The organism is Nesterenkonia muleiensis (genome assembly GCF_003600155.1).
Classification (GTDB): Bacteria; Actinomycetota; Actinomycetes; order Actinomycetales; family Micrococcaceae; genus Nesterenkonia; species Nesterenkonia muleiensis.
Genome location: NZ_QWLD01000040.1, coordinates 349,137 through 367,474 on the forward strand (window position 1 = coordinate 349,137; position 18,338 = coordinate 367,474).

General features: G+C 63.3%; 18 protein-coding genes. 11 read left to right on the plus strand and 7 right to left on the minus strand.

Features of this window, described 5'->3' with window-relative positions; genetic code table 11:
* Positions 1-18 precede the first annotated feature (18 nt).
* Genes thrS through pgsA form a run of 3 tightly spaced genes read left to right on the plus strand, consistent with a single transcriptional unit; the run spans position 19 to position 3,175 of the window.
* A complete protein-coding gene (gene thrS, locus DVO78_RS12800; protein WP_120005259.1) occupies positions 19-2,016 on the plus strand; it encodes a threonine--tRNA ligase in 1,998 nt (665 codons plus the stop codon).
* Entirely contained in the window at positions 2,016-2,570 is a 555-nt protein-coding gene (locus DVO78_RS12805) for an HIT family protein (RefSeq protein ID WP_120005260.1), read from the plus strand. The genes thrS and DVO78_RS12805 overlap by 1 nt, the downstream gene beginning before the upstream one ends.
* The gene (gene pgsA / locus DVO78_RS12810; protein WP_120005261.1) at positions 2,567-3,175 is read left to right on the plus strand and encodes a phosphatidylinositol phosphate synthase; all 609 of its coding nucleotides are present in this window, start codon (positions 2,567-2,569) and stop codon (positions 3,173-3,175) included. The genes DVO78_RS12805 and pgsA overlap by 4 nt, the downstream gene beginning before the upstream one ends.
* On the opposite strand, the gene DVO78_RS12815 is transcribed toward pgsA, so the two are convergent.
* From DVO78_RS12815 to DVO78_RS12830, 4 genes are all read right to left on the minus strand, one after another.
* On the minus strand, positions 3,162-3,782 hold the full coding sequence (locus DVO78_RS12815; RefSeq protein ID WP_120005262.1) for a GyrI-like domain-containing protein: 621 nt from the start codon (positions 3,780-3,782) through the stop codon (positions 3,162-3,164). The genes pgsA and DVO78_RS12815 overlap by 14 nt on opposite strands.
* 11 nt (positions 3,783-3,793) lie before the next feature.
* Positions 3,794-5,629, minus strand: a complete 1,836-nt coding sequence (locus DVO78_RS12820; RefSeq protein WP_120005263.1) for an HNH endonuclease — start codon at positions 5,627-5,629, stop codon at positions 3,794-3,796.
* A 115-nt stretch (positions 5,630-5,744) separates the two neighbouring features.
* Positions 5,745-6,044 (minus strand): GrpB family protein, encoded by a 300-nt coding sequence (locus tag DVO78_RS18035; RefSeq protein WP_238385289.1) that lies wholly within the window; start codon positions 6,042-6,044, stop codon positions 5,745-5,747.
* A gap of 323 nt (positions 6,045-6,367) precedes the next feature.
* Positions 6,368-6,754 (minus strand): YybH family protein, encoded by a 387-nt coding sequence (locus tag DVO78_RS12830; protein ID WP_120005265.1) that lies wholly within the window; start codon positions 6,752-6,754, stop codon positions 6,368-6,370.
* Between the two features lie 41 nt (positions 6,755-6,795).
* On the opposite strand from DVO78_RS12830, the gene DVO78_RS12835 reads away from it, so the two are divergent.
* Positions 6,796-7,266: a formyltransferase family protein gene (locus DVO78_RS12835; protein ID WP_120005266.1), complete on the plus strand. Its 471-nt coding sequence runs from the start codon at positions 6,796-6,798 to the stop codon at positions 7,264-7,266.
* Positions 7,267-7,394: 128 nt separating this feature from the next.
* Here DVO78_RS12835 and DVO78_RS12840 read toward each other — a convergent pair whose 3' ends face one another.
* From DVO78_RS12840 to DVO78_RS12855, 3 genes are all read right to left on the minus strand, one after another.
* Positions 7,395-7,961 (minus strand): RNA polymerase sigma factor, encoded by a 567-nt coding sequence (locus DVO78_RS12840; RefSeq protein ID WP_120005267.1) that lies wholly within the window; start codon positions 7,959-7,961, stop codon positions 7,395-7,397.
* Positions 7,958-8,701 (minus strand): hypothetical protein, encoded by a 744-nt coding sequence (locus tag DVO78_RS12845; protein WP_120005268.1) that lies wholly within the window; start codon positions 8,699-8,701, stop codon positions 7,958-7,960. The genes DVO78_RS12840 and DVO78_RS12845 overlap by 4 nt, the downstream gene beginning before the upstream one ends.
* A gap of 603 nt (positions 8,702-9,304) precedes the next feature.
* Positions 9,305-11,341 carry a M3 family metallopeptidase gene (locus DVO78_RS12855; protein ID WP_120005270.1) on the minus strand — a complete coding sequence of 679 codons (2,037 nt, stop codon included), beginning with the start codon at positions 11,339-11,341 and terminating at the stop codon, positions 9,305-9,307.
* 79 nt (positions 11,342-11,420) lie between these two features.
* Between DVO78_RS12855 and DVO78_RS12860 the strand changes: the two genes are divergently transcribed.
* From DVO78_RS12860 to secF, 7 genes are all read left to right on the plus strand, one after another.
* The gene (locus tag DVO78_RS12860) at positions 11,421-12,182 is read left to right on the plus strand and encodes a YebC/PmpR family DNA-binding transcriptional regulator (protein WP_120005271.1); all 762 of its coding nucleotides are present in this window, start codon (positions 11,421-11,423) and stop codon (positions 12,180-12,182) included.
* A 16-nt stretch (positions 12,183-12,198) separates the two neighbouring features.
* Positions 12,199-12,873, plus strand: a complete 675-nt coding sequence (gene ruvC, locus DVO78_RS12865) for a crossover junction endodeoxyribonuclease RuvC (protein ID WP_238385290.1) — start codon at positions 12,199-12,201, stop codon at positions 12,871-12,873.
* A 144-nt stretch (positions 12,874-13,017) separates the two neighbouring features.
* A complete protein-coding gene (gene ruvA / locus DVO78_RS12870) occupies positions 13,018-13,647 on the plus strand; it encodes a Holliday junction branch migration protein RuvA (protein ID WP_120005272.1) in 630 nt (209 codons plus the stop codon).
* On the plus strand, positions 13,647-14,705 hold the full coding sequence (gene ruvB / locus DVO78_RS12875) for a Holliday junction branch migration DNA helicase RuvB (protein ID WP_120005273.1): 1,059 nt from the start codon (positions 13,647-13,649) through the stop codon (positions 14,703-14,705). Before ruvA ends, ruvB begins: the two co-directional genes overlap by 1 nt.
* 32 nt (positions 14,706-14,737) lie before the next feature.
* Positions 14,738-15,160 (plus strand): preprotein translocase subunit YajC, encoded by a 423-nt coding sequence (locus DVO78_RS12880; protein ID WP_157984032.1) that lies wholly within the window; start codon positions 14,738-14,740, stop codon positions 15,158-15,160.
* A 9-nt stretch (positions 15,161-15,169) separates the two neighbouring features.
* Complete coding sequence (gene secD, locus DVO78_RS12885) at positions 15,170-17,113, plus strand: protein translocase subunit SecD (RefSeq protein ID WP_120005275.1); 1,944 nt, start codon at positions 15,170-15,172, stop codon at positions 17,111-17,113.
* A complete protein-coding gene (gene secF / locus DVO78_RS12890) occupies positions 17,113-18,279 on the plus strand; it encodes a protein translocase subunit SecF (RefSeq protein ID WP_120005276.1) in 1,167 nt (388 codons plus the stop codon). The genes secD and secF overlap by 1 nt, the downstream gene beginning before the upstream one ends.
* Positions 18,280-18,338: the final 59 nt, after the last annotated feature.

Genomic DNA, 18,338 nt, shown 5'->3' on the forward strand with positions numbered 1-18,338 from the left:
CAGGAGATCCGAAGACTCGTGTCCGAGCAGATCAGCATCACCCTCAACGGCGCACCGACCACCCTTGAGGCGGGCACAACAGGCACAACGGTCTTCGAAGACTCCGCGACCACTGTGGTGATGCGCGTGGACGGCGAGCTCTGGGACCTTTCCCGCCAGCTTCCCGACGGTGCTCAGGTGCAGCCGGTGGACATCGCCGATGAGGACGGGCTCAACGTGCTGCGGCACTCCTGCGCCCATGTCATGGCGCAGGCCGTCCAGCAGCTGTTTCCCGGGTCCAAGCTGGGCATTGGGCCCTACATCACAGATGGCTTCTACTTCGATTTCGATGTGGAGAACCCTTTCACCCCTGAGGATCTGAAGAAGATCGAGAAGTCGATGCAAAAGATCATCAACCAGGCCCAGACCTTCGAGCGTGAGGTGGTGGACCTGGAGGAGGCCAAGCGGCAGATGGCCGATGAACCGTACAAGCTGGAGCTGTTGGGCACCGGTGACAGCGCGGCTGAAGGTGCCTCCGTAGAAGTCGGCGGGAGCGAGATCACCATCTACCACAATGTGGACCGCAAGGGTGAGCGGGTCTGGTCAGATCTCTGCCGCGGGCCGCACCTTCCTACGACCAAGCTGATTGCCAATGCCTATTCGGTGATGCGCGCAGCCGGTGCCTATTGGCGTGGCAAGGAGACCAATCCGCAGCTGCAGCGGCTTTACGGGACAGCCTGGCCCACAAAGGATGATCTCAAGGCCTATAAGGACCGGCTGGCGGAGGCGGAGCGCCGTGACCATCGCAAACTCGGCGCCGAGCTGGACCTTTTCAGCTTCCCGGACGAATTGGGTTCGGGTCTGCCTGTCTTCCATCCCAAGGGCGGCGTGGTGAAGCGCGAGATGGAGGACTACGTCCGGCGCCGCCACATTGAGGAGGGCTTCGAGTATGTCGGCACTCCGCACATCTCCAAGGACGGGCTCTTCCACACCTCTGGCCATCTGCCCTACTACGCCGAGGACATGTTTCCCCCGTTGGTGGTGGACGAGGAGCGCGACGACGGCGGCAACATCACCAAGCAGGGTCAAGAATACCGTCTCAAGGCGATGAACTGCCCCATGCACAATCTCATCTACCGGTCACGCGGACGTTCCTACCGGGAGCTTCCGCTACGGCTCTTCGAGTTCGGCTCGGTCTACCGCTATGAGAAGTCCGGGGTGGTGCACGGCCTGACCCGTGTTCGTGGCATGACCCAGGATGACTCGCACTCCTACGTGGCCAAGGAGCAGGCTCCAGCGGAGATCGCGCATCTGCTGAACTTCGTGCTCTCACTGCTGAGGGACTTCGGCCTGCACGATTTTTACCTGGAGTTGTCCACGCGCGATGAGGAATCGGATAAGTTCATCGGCACCCGCGAGCAGTGGGAGGACGCCACCTCCGTTCTGGAGGATGTTGCCCGTCAGACCGGTCTGGAGCTAGTGCCCGACCCCGGCGGAGCGGCCTACTACGGCCCCAAGATTTCCGTCCAGGCCCGCGACGCCATCGGCCGGACTTGGCAGATGTCTACCGTTCAGCTCGACTTCAACCAGCCGGCGCGCTTCGGTCTGGAGTACACCGCCGCCGACGGCAGCCGCCAGGAGCCGGTGATGATCCACTCTGCCAAGTTCGGTTCCATCGAACGGTTCCTGGGTGTGCTCACTGAGCACTACGCCGGGGCATTCCCGGCCTGGCTGGCTCCGGTTCAGGTGCGTGGTGTTCCGGTGGCTGAGCCGTTCAACGACTACCTCGGTGAGGTCATCGATAAGCTCAAAGCTCGCGGTGTGCGGGCGGAGCTGGACGACGGCAGCGACCGGTTCCCCAAGAAGATCCGCACCGCGTCCAAGGACAAGATCCCGTTTGTGCTGATCGTCGGTGGCGAGGATGCTGAGGCTGGCTCGGTGTCCTTCCGTTTCCGGGACGGCAGTCAGGACAACCAGGTCCCGGTCAATGAGGCTGTGGAGCGAATCGTCAGGGCCATTAAGGACCGCGAGTCCTGATGTCCGAGCCGACCTGGGACAGCGATGACTTTGTGCTGCCCGGGGTTCCTGATGCGTTCCAGCGCTTGTGGACTCCGCACCGGCAGGCGTACCAGGCCAAGGGCCAGGACCAGGTCACCGGTGAGGGCGACTGCCCGTTCTGCGTAGCCGCACACCGCAGTGATGAGGATTCGCTCATCGTGGCCAGGGGCGAAAGCTGTTTTGTGCTGCTGAATCTGTACCCCTATAACCCAGGGCATCTGCTGGTCTGTCCCTATCGGCATGTGCCGGATCTGACTGATCTGACCTCTGCGGAGGCTCATGAGTTCATGGCCCTGACCCAGCGGGGGATGGCGGTGCTGCGTGAGGTGGCCAAACCCTCCGGATTCAACCTGGGCATCAATCAGGGCAAGGTGGGTGGGGCCGGAATTGCTGCGCATCTGCACCAGCATGTGATTCCGCGGTGGGGCGGGGACACGAACTTCCTGCCGATCATTGCCGGAACCAAGTCACTGTCAGTCACTTTGGGGGAGGTCCGAAAGCAGGTCTCTCAGGCTTGGGGTGAGGCGGACTGATGCTCAAGCATGCCCGCCGGTTCTTCTCTGCCGTTTTCACCCCGATTGCTAGGTTCCTACTGCGCATTGGACTGACGCCCAATGCGGTCACAGTGCTCGGGACCCTCGGGGTCAGCCTCGGGGCGCTGGTGTTCTACCCGCTGGGTCAGCTGTTCTGGGGGACCGTGGTGATCACGCTGTTCGTCTTCAGCGATCTGATTGATGGACTGATGGCCCGGTTGGCGGATCAGCGCAGCGTGCTCGGCGGGTTCCTGGATTCGATCTCTGACCGAGTCCAGGACTGTGCGGTGTTCCTGGGTTTGATGCTCTGGTTCTTCGGTCCGGGGGATGACTACTGGATCGGTGTGAGCGCGGCAGTGTGCATGATCCTCGGTCTGTTGGTCTCCTATGTGCGGGCCCGTGCAGAGTCAGAGGGCTTTGATGCCAATACCGGTATCGCTGAGCGTCCCGAGCGTATGGTGCTCACCTTGGTGTTCACCGGTTTCGTGGGGCTGGGCATGCCGCAGAGCGTCCTGCTGGTCGTGCTGGCTCTGCTCGCCACAGGGTCGTTGATCACGGTTGTTCAACGCATCATCACAGTGGTTCGGCAGGCTACCCGGAACTGACAGGCTGGCGGAGGATGGTGCGCAGTTTCTCTGGCGCCGTCCGCCGTGGATCGCTGAGATAGATCTCGTGGTGCTTGCCGACCGTGCGCAGGCCGTTCTTCGGTATGAACTCGTGGTGGAGGTGAGCCAGGACGGCAGCCTCGTCGTCGTATGGGCCTATATGGAGGGTTTGGACGCAGCGACCCTCGGACAGCGACTCCCAGCGAATATCGGCCAGACGGAGAGGGGAATCCTTCGCGCTGACTTCTTCGATCGCAGTATGAACCATCTGCTGGTCTATCCAGCCCGGCGTCATCAGCATCATGGTCCAGTTCCACTGGGATTTGTCCCGGGCCGAAGTGTAGGAGTCCATGTTCTCGGCCCACCACAGGCCTTCCAGGGGCGGGACCACATAGTCGCGCCCCAGGGTACGTTTGCTGGCGAACTTGAGCTTATAGGCCACCGGGTAAAGGGTCTTGAGTGCATCAGCGTAGGCCGATGAGGTGTTCGGATCGCCATGTCCGTCGATCATGAGGTACCGCGATTCTGGAAGATTCAGAACCCGAAACTCGTCACGTTTCGCTCGATAGGAATCGAGGGTCTTCTTCAAGTCAATCTTCTCGGGCATAGGGATCCTTGCTATGCGGCGTGGGTGATGTCTGTGTGGAGTAGGTCTGCGCGGAGGGGGTAGTTCCAGGATTTCAACCGGTGGTGGCGTCGGCAGAGTAGTTGGAGGTTCTCTGCGGTGGTGGGCCCGCCGGTGTCGTAGGGGGTGATGTGGTCGGTGTCGCAGCGTTCTGCAGGCACAGTACACCCCTGGGTCTGGCAGGTGCGGTCTCGGAACCACAGGGCAGTTCGGAGTCGTGGTGGTGGGTAGCGGCCAGAGGACCGGATGGCCAGCAGGTCATCCTCGGCACCGTGGAGTAGTTGGTACCATTCGAGTCGGTTGATCTGGTGTTCGAGCAGGTCGTGGAGATTCCGTGCGGGGATGGGGACTTTCCGGTCCCGGGTGATGCCGGGTTGCTGAGATCGTCCAGTGAAAGCTTCTTCGTGGACGATGATGCCGATCTGGGCGTCGATCTCGATGCCCTCTGGGGTCTGGGTGTTCAGCATCCATGCACAGAAGACGTCCGCGGCCCTCTGGTCCAGGATGCGGGGGTCCCCGTTCTCCCTGGTGGTGGGCAGCTCGTTGATGCTGAAACGGGCAGAACCCCAGTGGGCTCCCTGAGCAGAACCCTGGTCCCGGTGCTGACCCTGGTGCTGGTTTTGTTTCGGGCCTTGGGATGGGAGACCTTCACCCTGGCGGTGGTGCTGGTCTCTGCCCTGGTTTTGGGGTGGGTGGTCTTGGGTGCCCTCTGCTGGGTGTGTCCCATCGGTGATGTGCAGGGTGGGGGCAGCATTGGTGCCCCAGGGCCCGTCGCCGAGGCTGTATCCAGGTGTGATGCATGGGTTGTTCTGGAACTCAGCTGGTAGCTCAGCTGGTCGCTCAACGGGCAGGTCCTCAGTGAAATCGTTAACGGGACTCTTCTTCGACCCTTTGGTGTGGGGGATCAGCCGGGCGAAGCCTTCTTGTTGTTGGAGTTCCATGGTGTGCTCAGCGATCAGCGGGTTATGCGGCACCGGGTGGGTGGCTGAGCGGGTGGTGGCATCGAGCCGGCGCTGGATAGCGTGGGCGGTCAGGGTGGGGATGATGGCGGTGAGGACGCTCATCCCGTCCTCGATGTCGGTCACAGTGACCCGGCGGGTGCGGGCGGCTTGGGTGAAACGCTGGGAGGCCTGTGCGGGTTCTGCGGTGTGTTCGAACTCTTTGAGCCAGTTGTTCAGCTCCCCGACCCGGTGGGACTCAGCGTAGCCCGGTGCCTGCTGATCCAGGTCAGCCACCGCAGACTCGGTGGTGAGTTTCTCAGCGGTGGTGGTGATCTTCCGCAGCCGGAAGTCACAGATACGACCCTGCTGAAAGGCTTCCCACACCCGGGGCAGCTGCCGCTTAGCGCGGGCCGCGGTGAGGTATTCGGTGGTGACTACATATTCGGAGCGGCCTACCGCCTCGGCGATGAACATGATCGCTGCCCGCCCGGCCTCCTGCTCAGCGAAGACCACCTGCCGCCCCAGCCCGCGCAGCACCTCTGCGGAGGCCTCACGGGCACGAGCAGACTCATAGTCCTCCACATAAGGAACCCGGGCCTGAGCCACGTTGTCATCATGGAAACCCAGCATCCACCCCAGTTGCGCGGACTTGGCCCGACGCAATTCCCGTTCCATCTCCCACACCCGGGTGGTGCGCGGTTCCCGCAGCACGGGAGGGGCACCGGTGCGCTCAGCCTCAGCGGTGGTCTGAGCCGCTGCAGAATCTGCCCCACAGGCGATATCGGCAACACCACCAGACTCAGCGCGCGACCTAGAGCCGGTGCTGGATCCGGCAGAGCGCAGTCGCCCGGTCGACGCGTGCTCGTTGGTGCTGTGGACGGTGGTCATAGTTCGATTATATCTTCGAATATGACGCGGATCAAGCAATTTAGGAACATTTGTTCGAATTAAGAGCAGTTTGAACGGGCGATTCACTCACCCCAGAAACTAAGAAAATCGTGCCTCAGCGACGCGTGTTCAGAGTGAAAATGGCGTCCATCGCCTCGCGATCCACTACGCCGAGGTCGCCTTGGTGGACATAACCACCCTGAATCAGAGCCGAGATGGCGGCAGGGAGGTACTGGCGCTTCACGACGATGTCGATGTCGAGAATGGGCTTAGCCGCGAGACCCGGCACCGCCGTTGAACCGACATGCTCGATTGACACCAGAGGAACGTCTGCGAGCACGCGGTTCAACTCTCTGGCCACATCGGCAAACTGCGCGGGCCAGTCATTTGAGTAAGGCACAACCTCGATCGACACCACAGGATGATCGCATAGGGGCTCGCTATAGGCTGATAACTCGGCCGATCAGGCACATCGAAGGTGGGGGATCAGCCAAAACCGGGTCGACCACATCATCAAAGCACCGAATACCCTCTGTTCGGGGCTGGAGCCGCTGCGACTGGTTCATGCATCGTGAGGACAGCCCAGCGACGCCCTAGCCGAGAAGTCCGACTTCGCTGGCATCAAGGCATTCCCATGGCCCCATGCTGGACTAATAGCCAGGGAGCGCCATTCGATGCGGTACTGGTGCCTCACAATGGGCAATTGGGCCACAGACGCTCAACTTGGAGCCAATGAGACTAGGGTTCTCCGCTGAGATGTTCGTGGGCCATCTGCCATTTTCCGTCTTCATTGCGTACAAAGACGTTGGTGGCCCGGCCGGACCCCTGAGACGGTTTTCCGTCGATGATGCCCTTCCAGCGATATCTGTAGACCACTACAGCTGTGTTGGTGTTCTCGACCAGCCATTGGGGCTCCTCAGCCCAATACTCCTCGTCCTGGATTGCCTCCCAGGTATCTTCAAAGTACCTGCGAACTAACTTGTGACCGGTCAGCGTCGCATCGTTGAAGAAGTAGCTGACGCCTTCGTGGAGCAGATCCGTCACGTTGTCGAAGTCATGTGTGTTAGTGGCCGACAACAGAGCATCGAACGTCTCCCTGGCGCTTCCTGTCTCGGATGGACTCATCGTTCCAGTATGTAATAGTGAGTGATTGATACAAAGTGACTATGCCTTACTGGATATTGTTCATTGATGAACGCGGCGAAACGGGTAGCACTGACCGGTTCGGCGTTCCGAGTCTTCATCTGAGTTCTGTGACTCATCCAGAGGAGGGCGACCGTGATACGGCAATGCTTGCTGCACTTCAAGAAGCAGAGATCGATGTAGTAGTGCTGGCAGGCTATCTGAAGAAAGTCGGTCCGCGAGTGCTGAATGCCTACGCCGGTCGGATGATCAATACCCACCCTGCTTTACTGCCAGCATACGGATCGACCGGTATGTACGGTGACAGGGTTCATGCAGCTGTACTGCGTGATCAACCCGCAGAAAGCGGAGCGACAATCCATCTGGTGACCGAAAACTATGACGAAGGGCCCATCCTCGTTCAAACCAGGGTTCCGGTACTGCCAGGCGACGACATCGCGTCACTGCGTGACCGAGTCCAGTACGCGGAGAAGAACCAGCTGGTGAGATGGTGACGAGACTGGGCAAAGACTGATCGGGATACCGTCCTCAGACCCGCTGATCCGTAAACATCGGTTCTCGAAATACTTCAGCATGCCGCTGCTCTCAGTAGTACCCCGCCCTTCCAGGGCAGAAAGCGCCGTCATGCTTCGGAAGTGGGAAAGACGCTGCGGCTCACCTGGGGGAGTGTGGCCGGGCAGTGTTGCTGCTCGGGTGAGCTGTCCTCCTGGAGAGCCCCACGGAGCAGATCCTTGGCCCGTTGATAGCGCCCCCGTGCAGTCGAGGACGGTAGGTCCAGGATCTGTCCGGCATCGGCGATGCTGAACCCGTCCCAGTGCACCAGCCTGACCAGCTCCCCAAGTTCAGGCTCCAGTCTGCGGACTGCGTCGCGGACTTCAGCGCCGTCGTCAGCTGCCTGTGATGAGTCGTCAGGGCGCAGCATCACCTTCAGCTTGCTGGTCAGGCGATGCCGACGGCGCTGCCCCCGCTTGGAGTTCTTCAGCACATTGCGGGCGATGCCGAACAACCACATCCGAGCCGCCTGGCCTCCTTCGGGAGAGTCTGGCTCCCGCTGCCAGGCGATCAGCATGGTCTCCGCCAGGAGGTCCGCCGCCGCATCACGGTCAGTCCGGCGCTCGAAGTAGTGCAGCAGGTCCACCGAGTTAGCCTTCAGCACCGCTTCCAAAGAGGAGTCCTGAGAGGCGCTCATCCGCCCGAATCCTCATGTTCGGCCTCATGGGCATCCATATCGCCGTATACGTCGAGTCCACTGCCCTCGAAGTCTGCCCCGGGGCAGGAGTGGCCCATGGCGGCCCCGCCCACGCGGATCTCCTGCATGGCGTCTCGGTAATCGTCATGCAGCTGGTGATCGAGCATAGAGACAACGGCATGGAAATAGATGGCGTCTTCGCTCAACTCTTCATGACCTGAGACTTCTGCCTGGTGAGCAACCTCCTCCTGGAATTCATCAGTAGTGACAAAGTCATCGACCCTCTCCTGGGCATCGGAGTACATCTCCCGGGCGAATTCCTCCTGCTCATCGGTCATGGAGAAGTCCCCGACATTTTCAACCCCCGGCGGACCCAGACTCATCATTCGGAGCTCGAACTCGCACTCGGCACCACTGGGCAGTTCGAAGCTGTAGTGCGCGTGGGGCTCGGCATCGATTGCCGCCCAGTAGCTGCGAATCTCCACCACAGCCACCGCAGCAGCACCGCCGCCGAGAAAGACCAAAGCAGCAAGTCCGACCGCCGCACCGCGTGATACACGGAACCGACCAGTACGACGCCGTCCGGCAACCTCATTCCGGGTTCGGGTGGAAAGCCTGCTCAGCTCCTCCTGAAGTCTCGGTGTAACCGGTGTGCCAGGTGAGGCAGAACGAACCAGACGTTCGTCCAACGGGGCGGGTGACTCGGCTGGCTGGCGTTCGGGAATGGGCGAGGGTGCCATGCTGTGCTCCTTGCGGGTATGAGAGCTGCCTTCTACCTCATACATGTCCGGCAGGGCACGAAACGTCCATTGAGGAGGAATCAGACTGGTTCGGCAACCTGTTCCGCGGCTTGCAGTTCTCGTTCTTTCGCTTGGAGTGGCAAGACGCATGCTCTTGCCGTGGCTCCAGTCGAAAGCAGCAGTGCCCCGAGGAGGACTGTGACCTCTGAACCCTCATAGAAGCCGACCACCAAGGCAAAAGGTGCCGCCATCAGCAGGCTGGCGCTCATGCCCGACACTGCCTGCCCGGTCTTAGCGGGCCGCCACTGTTTCAAGGATGGCCTCAAGACCCCCCGAACTGTGTGGAACAGAGCGATAAAGGACATCACACCGAGCAGAGCCCACATATGGGAACCTTGCACCACCAACAGGACGATCCACGGGGATCCCACGGCTATAGCTCCCCATATCCATACACCTGGCTGATTCATTGTGCACCTCCTGACCTGTTAACGCAGGCTACTGGCCACGCCTGGCGCACAAAAAGGGAAAACGCCTAACTGTGAGTCTCTGTGCACCTGATGCACAGCTGGTGTCAAGACGCCGTCCGCCCAGCCCCATCCCTCACTCAAGGCCCAGTGAACGCAGCAGATGCTTCGGGTCCGGGTCGTGACCGAGAGCGTCGCGGAAGGACTCCAGCGGATCGCGCGTATTGCCGCGGGCCAGCAGCTCAGTGCGGAACTGGGCACCCCGGGCAGCCAGGGCGCCGTCGTCGGTGAGAACCTCCCGGAACCACTCGCCAGCGTCCTCGGCCAGCACCTCGGCCCATAGGTAGGAGTAATACCCGGCGGCGTAGCCGGCGCTGGCGAAGATGTGCTTGAAGAACCCGCCGTGATACCGCGGCGGAACCAGCGGAAGGTCGAGCCCCCAGTCGGTCAGCACCTGCTGCTCGAAGGCCTGCGGGTCCGAGGCGGCCTCCTGAGCTTGGTCGGGGGTCAGCGTATGCCAGGCCAGATCGATGACCACCGCCGCCACATGCTCCACCGTAGAGGCCCCCTTGCCCCAGAGCTGATTCTCTGACGGCGCAGCACCCGGAGGAGTGGGTTCCTGGTACAGCTCCTGGAAGACCTCGTTGACCTGGGAGGGGAACTCGACATTGTCGCGCGGCACCGCAGTGCCGGAAAGCTGGGGAAACTCGGCCTCGGCCAGCAGGGCGTGCAGGGCATGGCCGAACTCGTGGAACAGGGTGCGCTGCTCGCGCTCGGTCAGCACCGCCGCTTCGCCTTCGGCAGGAGCTGTCACATTCAGGTTGTTGGTGACCACCGCCTTGGATCCCACCAACGACGACGGCACCGAGAACCCGTTCATCCACGCCCCGCCTGATTTGGTGGGGCGGGTGTAGAGATCCAGCAGGAACAGTCCCAGACCGGCACCTGATTCTCGGGGCCGCTGACCCGGCTCGCCGTCGAACACCTCGAAGCTGCGAGCCCCCGGGACATAGCCGGGCAGGTCGCCGCGCTCCACCACGGTGATCCCATAGACCCGTCGGGCGGCATCGAAGAGTCGGTGCAGTGCCTCGTCCAAGGAGATATCAGAGCCTCCCGAATCCTCGCTGAGCGTCCTGCGAACCTGCTCGATTCCAAAGGTCAGGTCCCAGGATTCGGGTGCAAAGCCCAGATGCTCGGCGATCCGCTCAGACTCATCCCGGGCCCGCACCGCCGCCCCGGCCGCAATCTGGCGCAGCATCGACTCAATGGCGTCCCTGCTGGGAGCGGTGCGCAGCGGAAGCACCGATTCCAGATAGTTCTCATGCCCCAGCAGCTGAGCCTTCTGCGCACGAAGCACAGCGATCCCCGCCCCGATCTGCCGGGTGGTGCGGCCATCATCACCGGTCAGCGTGCCGCGCTCCACCGAGGCAGTGTGAAGTCTGCGCCTGGTCTCGCGGTCGGTCAATGAGCCGAGCACCGCCTGCTGGGCCGGCATGGTCAGCGTCAGCAGATAGCCTTCAGGATGTCCTGCCTGCTCCGCCGCGGCCCGGGCGGAAGCGATCCGGGTCTCGCTCAGCCCGGCAAGCTCAAGGGAGGATCCGAAGAGCACAGCGGACTCCTTAGCTTCACGCACCTGCAGCTGCGAGTACGCGGACTCCTCGGCGGCCAGCTGCCGGTTGATCTCCTTCAGCCGTTCCTGCCGGCGCTGATCCAGCCCGGCGCCGGCCACCTCAGCTGTGAGGATCAGCTGCTGCAGAAACCACTGCTGCTCATCGCTGGCTCGGACCTGGCCGGAGGCGATGCGGTCCTTAAGCTGGCCCAGGCGGGAGAACAGGCCTGGGTGCAGCCTCAGCCAGTCAGTGTGTGCGGCGATCTCCGGTGCCGCCTCAGCCCGGACCGCCTGGCGCTGGTCGGTGCCGTCAGCCGCGGCCACCACACCGAAGGCTCGCTGCAACCGGTCCAGCTCGGCCCCGGAGAGGGCCAAGGGGTGCAGCACATTGTGCACTGTTGCGGGTTCGGTACTGGCAGCGATCTCTTCCACTCGGGTGCGTTGGGCTGCCAAGGCCTGCTGGCGGGCAGGTGCCCAGGCGTCGTCGTCGACTGTTGTCATCTCCGGATAGTCGTAATCCAGGGTCCGTGTCCATGGTGTGTCCACGAGCGGGGAATCTGCCAAGGCATCTCCTTAGTTGCGAGTAGTCTGGAGACAGACTACCTAACCGTTGCCTATTGCAACCAAATGCATAAGGAGAGCTATGGCCGGTCACTCCAAATGGGCCAATACCAAGCACCGCAAAGCCGCTGTGGACGCCAAGAAGGCTAAGATCAACGCGCGCTACATCAAGCAGATTGAGGTGGCAGCGCGCAATGGCGGGCCGGACCCCGACGGCAACCCCGCTCTGGCCCTGGCCGTGCAGAAGGCGAAGAAGGAGTCGGTGCCCAATGACAATATCGACCGGGCGATCAAGCGTGGTGGTGGCCTGACCGGTGACACCGTCGAGTACGAGGAGATCACCTACGAGGTCCGTGGTCCGGCCGGCTCCGCCCTGCTGGTGGAATGCCTGACCGACAACCGCAACCGGGCTGCCGCTGAGGTGCGCACCGCGGTGACCCGTTCCGGAGGCACTGTGGCCGATCCCGGCTCGGTGGCCTATATGTTCCAGCGCAAGGGCGTGGTGACTGTACCCACGACCGGAGGTGTGACCGAGGACGATGTGCTCGGAGCGGTCCTGGAGGCTGGGGTGGAGGAGGTCGTGGAGCGCGAGGAGAGCTTTGAGGTGCACTCCGAGCCCAGTGATCTGCAGGAGGTGCTCCAGGGGCTGGAGGAAGCCGGGATCGCCTATGACTCCGATGAGGTCGCCTTCGTCTCCGATATGAAGATCGACTTGGAGCTCGACGACGCCAAGAAGTTCCTGCGGCTCCACGACGCCTTGGACGACCTGGACGATGTGCAGAACATCCACACCAATGCTGACTTGAGCGCCGATACCCTGGCCGCTCTCGAGGCAGAGGGTTAGGAGTACAAAGATCGCTGTGCGCCGCGTGGCCTCCACCGCTGGCACCTCACAGGTGGCTCAGCGCATCATGGGGGTCGATCCCGGTCTGACCCGCTGCGGCTTCGCCGTGGTGGAGATGCAGCCCAATCGCAGCGGAAGCTCGCTCCATGTGGAGGTCAAGGGCACCAGCAGCGGAGAGGATCTGGCGGAGCGGATCCTGGCGATCCAGCGGGCGGCTGAGCACCTGCTGGACCGCTTCGCCCCGGACGTGCTGGCCATCGAGCGGGTGTTCTCCTCCTCCAATGCGCCCACAGCCATCGCCACCGCACAGGCCTCGGGCGTGGTGATCGCCGCCGCGGCCGCCCGCGGAATCCCGGTGGCCTGGCACACCCCCTCGGAGGTCAAGGCTGCGGTGACCGACGACGGGAGGGCGGGCAAGGATGCGGTGGCCCGCATGGTTCAGCGCATTCTGGACCTCCCTGGACTTCCCACACCGGTGGACGCCACCGATGCCTATGCGGTGGCGATCTGTCACGGCTGGCGCTCCGGGGTGGGTGCCAAGTTCAGCATGACCGCCTCCACCCAGACTCATCAGGGCGCCCGCACCGCCCTGCAGAAGGCCGCTGAAGCCCAGGCCGGGGGCCTCACCCCGGCGCAGCGGGCCTGGCAGGAGGCCGCGCGGCGGGCTGGGCCCAGGGCCCCGAGGCGGTAGGTCGTGGGGCTTTCGCTGAAAACCCCACGAGGAATGGATGGGTCCAGACACGCTGCCTCCGGTGGGCTCTGGACTCCGCGCGGGCGACTATGCTGATCGAAGATATGTACTAACAGCGGGAAACTAGCACAGGAAAGGTATCCGATGATCTCCAGCATCCGCGGCGAGGTGCTGCACCTGGGACTCAGCGAGGCTGTGGTCGAGGTCTCCGGCTTCGGGCTCACCGTCCAGGCCACCCCGAAGACCCTTGGGGCGCTGCGGACCGGGCAGCCGGCCTTTCTGCACACCAGCTTCGTGCCCAGGCAAGATGAGGCCCCGCTGCTCTTTGGCTTCGCCGAGACCGATGAGCGCGAGATCTTCACCACGCTGCTGGGGATCTCCGGAGTCGGCCCGCGCCTGGCGCTGGCCGTACTCAGCGTGCACACTCCGGATGCGGTGCGCCTGGCCATCCGCGACTCCGATACCGCGGCCTTCACCAAAGTTCCGGGGATCGGTAAGAAGACCGCCCAGCGCATCCTGCTGGAGCTCGCCGGAAAACTGGTCATCGACCCGGAGGAGCCGGGACCGAAGAGTGCGACGACGCCCTCCTCGGCCGAGACCACCAAAGCTGAGGTCCGTGCCGCGCTCACCTCGCTGGGCTGGACCGAGAAGGATGCGGGCAAGGCCCTCGGTGACGCCTTGGCCACCGATCCGGACCTGACAGAGGCTGACACCGCCACTGTTCTGCGCGCTGTGCTGCGTTCGATGGGGACGGCGAAGGCAGGCGCCGCCTGATGACCACAGACCCCCTCGAACCGGACGGCCGTGAGCTGGTCAACACCGCCCCGGCCGCCGAGGAGAAGGCCCTGGAGGCCGCACTGCGGCCCAAGGCGCTGGAGGACTTCGTCGGCCAGTCCACGGTGCGCGCCCAGCTCTCCCTGGTGCTGCAGTCCTCCCGCATGCGCCAGGCTGCGGCCGACCACGTCCTGCTCTCCGGGCCTCCCGGACTGGGCAAGACCACCTTGTCGATGATCATCGCTGCGGAGATGAATGCCGCACTGCGGATCACCTCTGGGCCCGCAATCCAGCACGCCGGTGATCTGGCCGCGATCCTCTCCTCGCTGACCGAGGGCGAAGTGCTGTTCATCGACGAGATCCACCGGATGTCCCGGCCGGCCGAAGAGATGCTGTACATGGCCATGGAGGACTTCCGGGTGGACATCATCGTCGGAAAGGGCGCCGGCGCCACCTCCATCCCCCTGGAGCTGCCGCCGTTCACCCTGGTCGGGGCCACCACCCGGGCCGGGCTGCTCCCAGGGCCGCTGCGCGACCGCTTCGGCTTCACCGGGCATCTGGAGTACTACAGCGCGGAGGAGCTGCAGAGAGTCCTGCGCCGCTCAGCCGGGATGCTGGACATCAAAGTCACTGCTGAGGGGTTCGTGGAGATATCCTCCCGCTCCAGAGGCACACCGCGCATCGCCAACCGGCTGCTGCGCAGGGTCCGCGACTGGGCACTGGTGCACGGCGTGGATCAGGTGGACAAAGCCGCCGCCTCGAAGGCGCTGGACACCTACGAGGTCGACGCCCTGGGCCTGGACCGGTTGGACCGCTCTGTGCTGGAGGCGCTGTGCACCAAATTCGGCGGTGGGCCGGTAGGTCTGTCCACATTGGCAATCCTGGTGGGGGAGGAGACCGAGACGGTGGAAACGGTGGCCGAGCCCTATCTGGTGCGCGAGGGCCTGCTGGCCCGCACCCCACGGGGGCGCATCGCCACAGAGTCCGCTTGGAGGCATCTGGGCCTCACCCCTCCGGCCCCGGATCGACAGGACTCACCTGCACTCTGGGATGAGTGAAGGTTCAGCTTGAGCTGTTAGGCTATCCGGTTGTGATTGATACTGCGCTTCTTACCCCTCATCCAGCCCTCACCGTCCTCGCCGGCGGTGACGCTGCCGGTGGCGAAGGTACCCCCATCTTCATGATCCTGATGTTCGGCCTGCTGGCGCTGTTCATCTTTGCCACCTGGCGCCGCAGCCGCAAAATGCGCGAAGACGTCCGCAAAGCCAACGAAGGTGCAGTTCTCGGCGCCGAAGTGGTCACCGCCGGCGGTATCGTCGGCCGTGTGGTCCACCGCGACGATGAACGGCAGCGTCTCACCCTGGAATTCTCCAACGGAGACCGTGCTGACTTCCTGCTGCAGGCTGTCCAACAGATCATTGAGCCTGTGGAGCAGGAGCCGGACGTCGATCAGTTGGATACCGACCAGCCGGACGCCGACCCCACCGCAGCTGACGACACCGATTCACGCTAAGCACCTTCTATGGCCGCATCCACACCCGTACGGAGGGCCCGGGCCGCACTCATCGTCCTGTTCCTTCTGCTCATCGGCATGGGCGGAGGACTCGCCTACGGCGTGCAGCAGGGCCAGGCCCAGTGGGCGCCGCTGCTCGCCCTCGACCTGGAGGGCGGCACCCAGATGGTGCTGTCTCCACAGGTGGAGACAGATGAGCAGATCGACGACGATCAGCTCAATCAAGCCGTGGAGATCATCCGCCAGCGCGTGGACGGCACCGGTGTGGCCGAGGCAGAGATCGCCGTCCAAGGGGCGGAGAACGTCGTCGTCGGTCTGCCCGGTGTACCGGACGAGGAGACCCGGCAGCTGATCCAGGCCAGCGCGGCCATGGAGTTCCGGCCGGTGCTGGAGGTGAGGCAGGACGCCGCCTACGCCGAGCAGATCATGATGCAAGATCTGGCCGAGGATCCCGATCTCACTGATGAGGACCGGGAGCTCATCGAAGAGCAGATAGAAGCGATGCAGGAGGATGAGGAGTTCGACGAGGACGAGGAGGCCCTCCCCGAGGACTTCGACGAACCGGCCGGGGAGCCCGAGCACAATTCGGACCTGAACTGGATCACACCCGAACTGGCAGCGGATTTTCACAACTACCAGTGCACCCGCGAACTGGCCTTGGAGGAGCGTGAGGCCCAGGACCCTGAGGCACCGCTGATCACCTGCAATCCGGAGACCGGTGATGTGCTGCTGCTGGGCCCGGTGGATGTTGACGGTGACTACATCGATGATGCCAGCTGGGGCACCGAGACCCGGCAGGACGGGACTCCCACTGGTGCCTACGAGACCAGGATCCAGTTCGACTCCACCGGCACCGAGCTGTTCCGGGAGTCCTCCACCCGGCTCTACGGATATGAGCAGGGCAGCCCGCAGAACCGGTTCGGCATCGTGCTGGACGGCCAGGTGATCGTGGCCCCCAATATGCTGGCGCCGATCACCGACGGCAACCCTCGCATTACCGGCGACTACACCGACGATGAGGCCCGCAACCTCGCGGAGCAGCTGCGCTACGGCTCACTGCCGATCTCCTTCCAGATCGAGTCTGAGCAGCAGATCTCCGCCACTCTCGGCGCAGACCAGCTGAGGATGGGACTGCTGGCCGGCATCATCGGACTGATCCTGACCGCCGGCTATGCCGTCTTCCAGTACCGTTCACTGGCGCTTATGGTCACCATCCCCTCGCTGGTGGTCAATGCGCTGATCACCTGGTGGGCGATCTCGCTGCTGGGGTGGACGGACGGCTACCGGCTTTCCCTGGCCGGCATCGCCGGGCTGATCCTCTCAATCGGTCTGACCGCGGACTCCTTCGTGGTCTACTTCGAACGCGTCAAGGATGAACTGCGCGAAGGACGGTCGCTGGCAGGTGCGGTGGAGGCCGGCTGGCAGCGCGCCCGGCGCACCATCCTTGCCTCCAAGGCGGTCAACATCATCGCCGCGGTGGTGCTCTACATGGTGGCAGTGGGCAATGTCCGCGGCTTCGCCTTCACCCTGGGGCTCACCGCGCTGATCGATGTGATCCTGGTCTTCCTCTTCACCCACCCGCTGATGCAGGTGCTGGCCCGGCGCAGGTTCTTCGCCTCCGGAAGAACGTTCTCCGGTCTCAGCGCCAAGGAACTGGGCGTCGATGTGCTCTACAAGGGCGCCGGCCGGTTTGCCCGGCGGCACATCATGCACCCAGATCCCGGGGTTGCCGCGGCAGCGCAGCCGGGGCCCGAGCCCGCAGCAGTCAGCAGGGCTCAGGACGTTCCGGACATCCCGGAGGAGGAATGGGCGAAGATGACTATCGCCGAGCGCCGCAAAGCCCGTGAGCAGCGCCGCAGATCAGCCGAGGGCGATGAAGATGAGCAATCAGCGCAGGAGTCGGTGACGGCGGCCTCGTCACCCTCGCCGACCCAAGAAGGAGGGGACCGCTGATGGCAGCAGGATTCGCCAAAGCAGGCAACCAGCTCTACACCGGTGAGCGCTCCTATCCCTTCGTGCAGCGCTCCAACCTGTGGTTCCTGATCGCCGCAGTCCTGGTGGTGGCCGCCATCGCTCTCCCGTTCCTGCGCGGCGGATTCAACTTCGGCATCGAATTCACCGGCGGCAGCGAGTTCACCGTCTCGCAGACGGAGAACACCGACATCAGCATCGGCGAGGACGTGGTCCAGGACATCTCCGGGCAGGAGGCCACGGTCACCCATATCGCCGAGACCACCATCCGGGTCCAGACTGAGCAGCTGGACGAGGAGGAGACCCTGGAGGTCGGACGCGGCCTGCAGGAAGGCTACGGCGTGGGTGCGGACCAGGTCTCATCCACCTTCATCGGCCCGGTGTGGGGCGAACACGTCTCCCAGCAGATGCTGATCGGCCTGGCGGTGTTCCTGGTGCTGGTGGCCCTGTACATGGCGCTGTACTTCCGCACCTGGAAAATGTCTGCGGCGGCCCTGGCCGGCCTCGCTTTCGTGGTGGTGGTGACTGTCGGCATCTACTCGGCCACCGGATTCGAAGTCACGCCCAGCGCCATCATCGGGTTCCTCACCATCCTCTCCTACGCTTTGTACGACACGATGGTGGTCTTCGACAAGATCAGAGAGAATCTCACCCCACTGCATGAGCAGAGGGATCAGACATTCACCGAACGGGTGAACCTGGCCATCAACCAGACGCTCGTCCGCTCGATCAACACCTCGGTGGTGGGCATCCTCCCGGTCGGTTCGATCTTGTTCATCGGGGCCTGGCTACTGGGAGCAGGAACCCTGCGCGACATCGCTCTGGCCCTGTTCACCGGGATCATCGTTGGCACTATCGCCACGATCTTTGTGCAGGCACCGCTCTATGCCCGGATGCGCCGCGGTGATGCTGACATCAGGGAGCACACCGAGGATGTTCTGCAGCTGCGGCCCGACCGCCTCCAGGAAGCAGGCATTGCACAGGTCACCGCCTCTGGTACGCCGCTGGATGCTCACGGCAGGCCAGTGGCCTTTCCTCCGCTGCCCGAACCTGAGGAGGAGGATGAGGAGCAGGAGGTGGAGATCCTCGACTGGGACGTGGTGCTCAGCGGAGACACGCCGGAATCTTCGGGCGAAGATCAGCGTTAGACTGTTCCCCACATTTCAGTTACCCGGTCATGAGGGAGCAGGCACAACGATCGTGAACA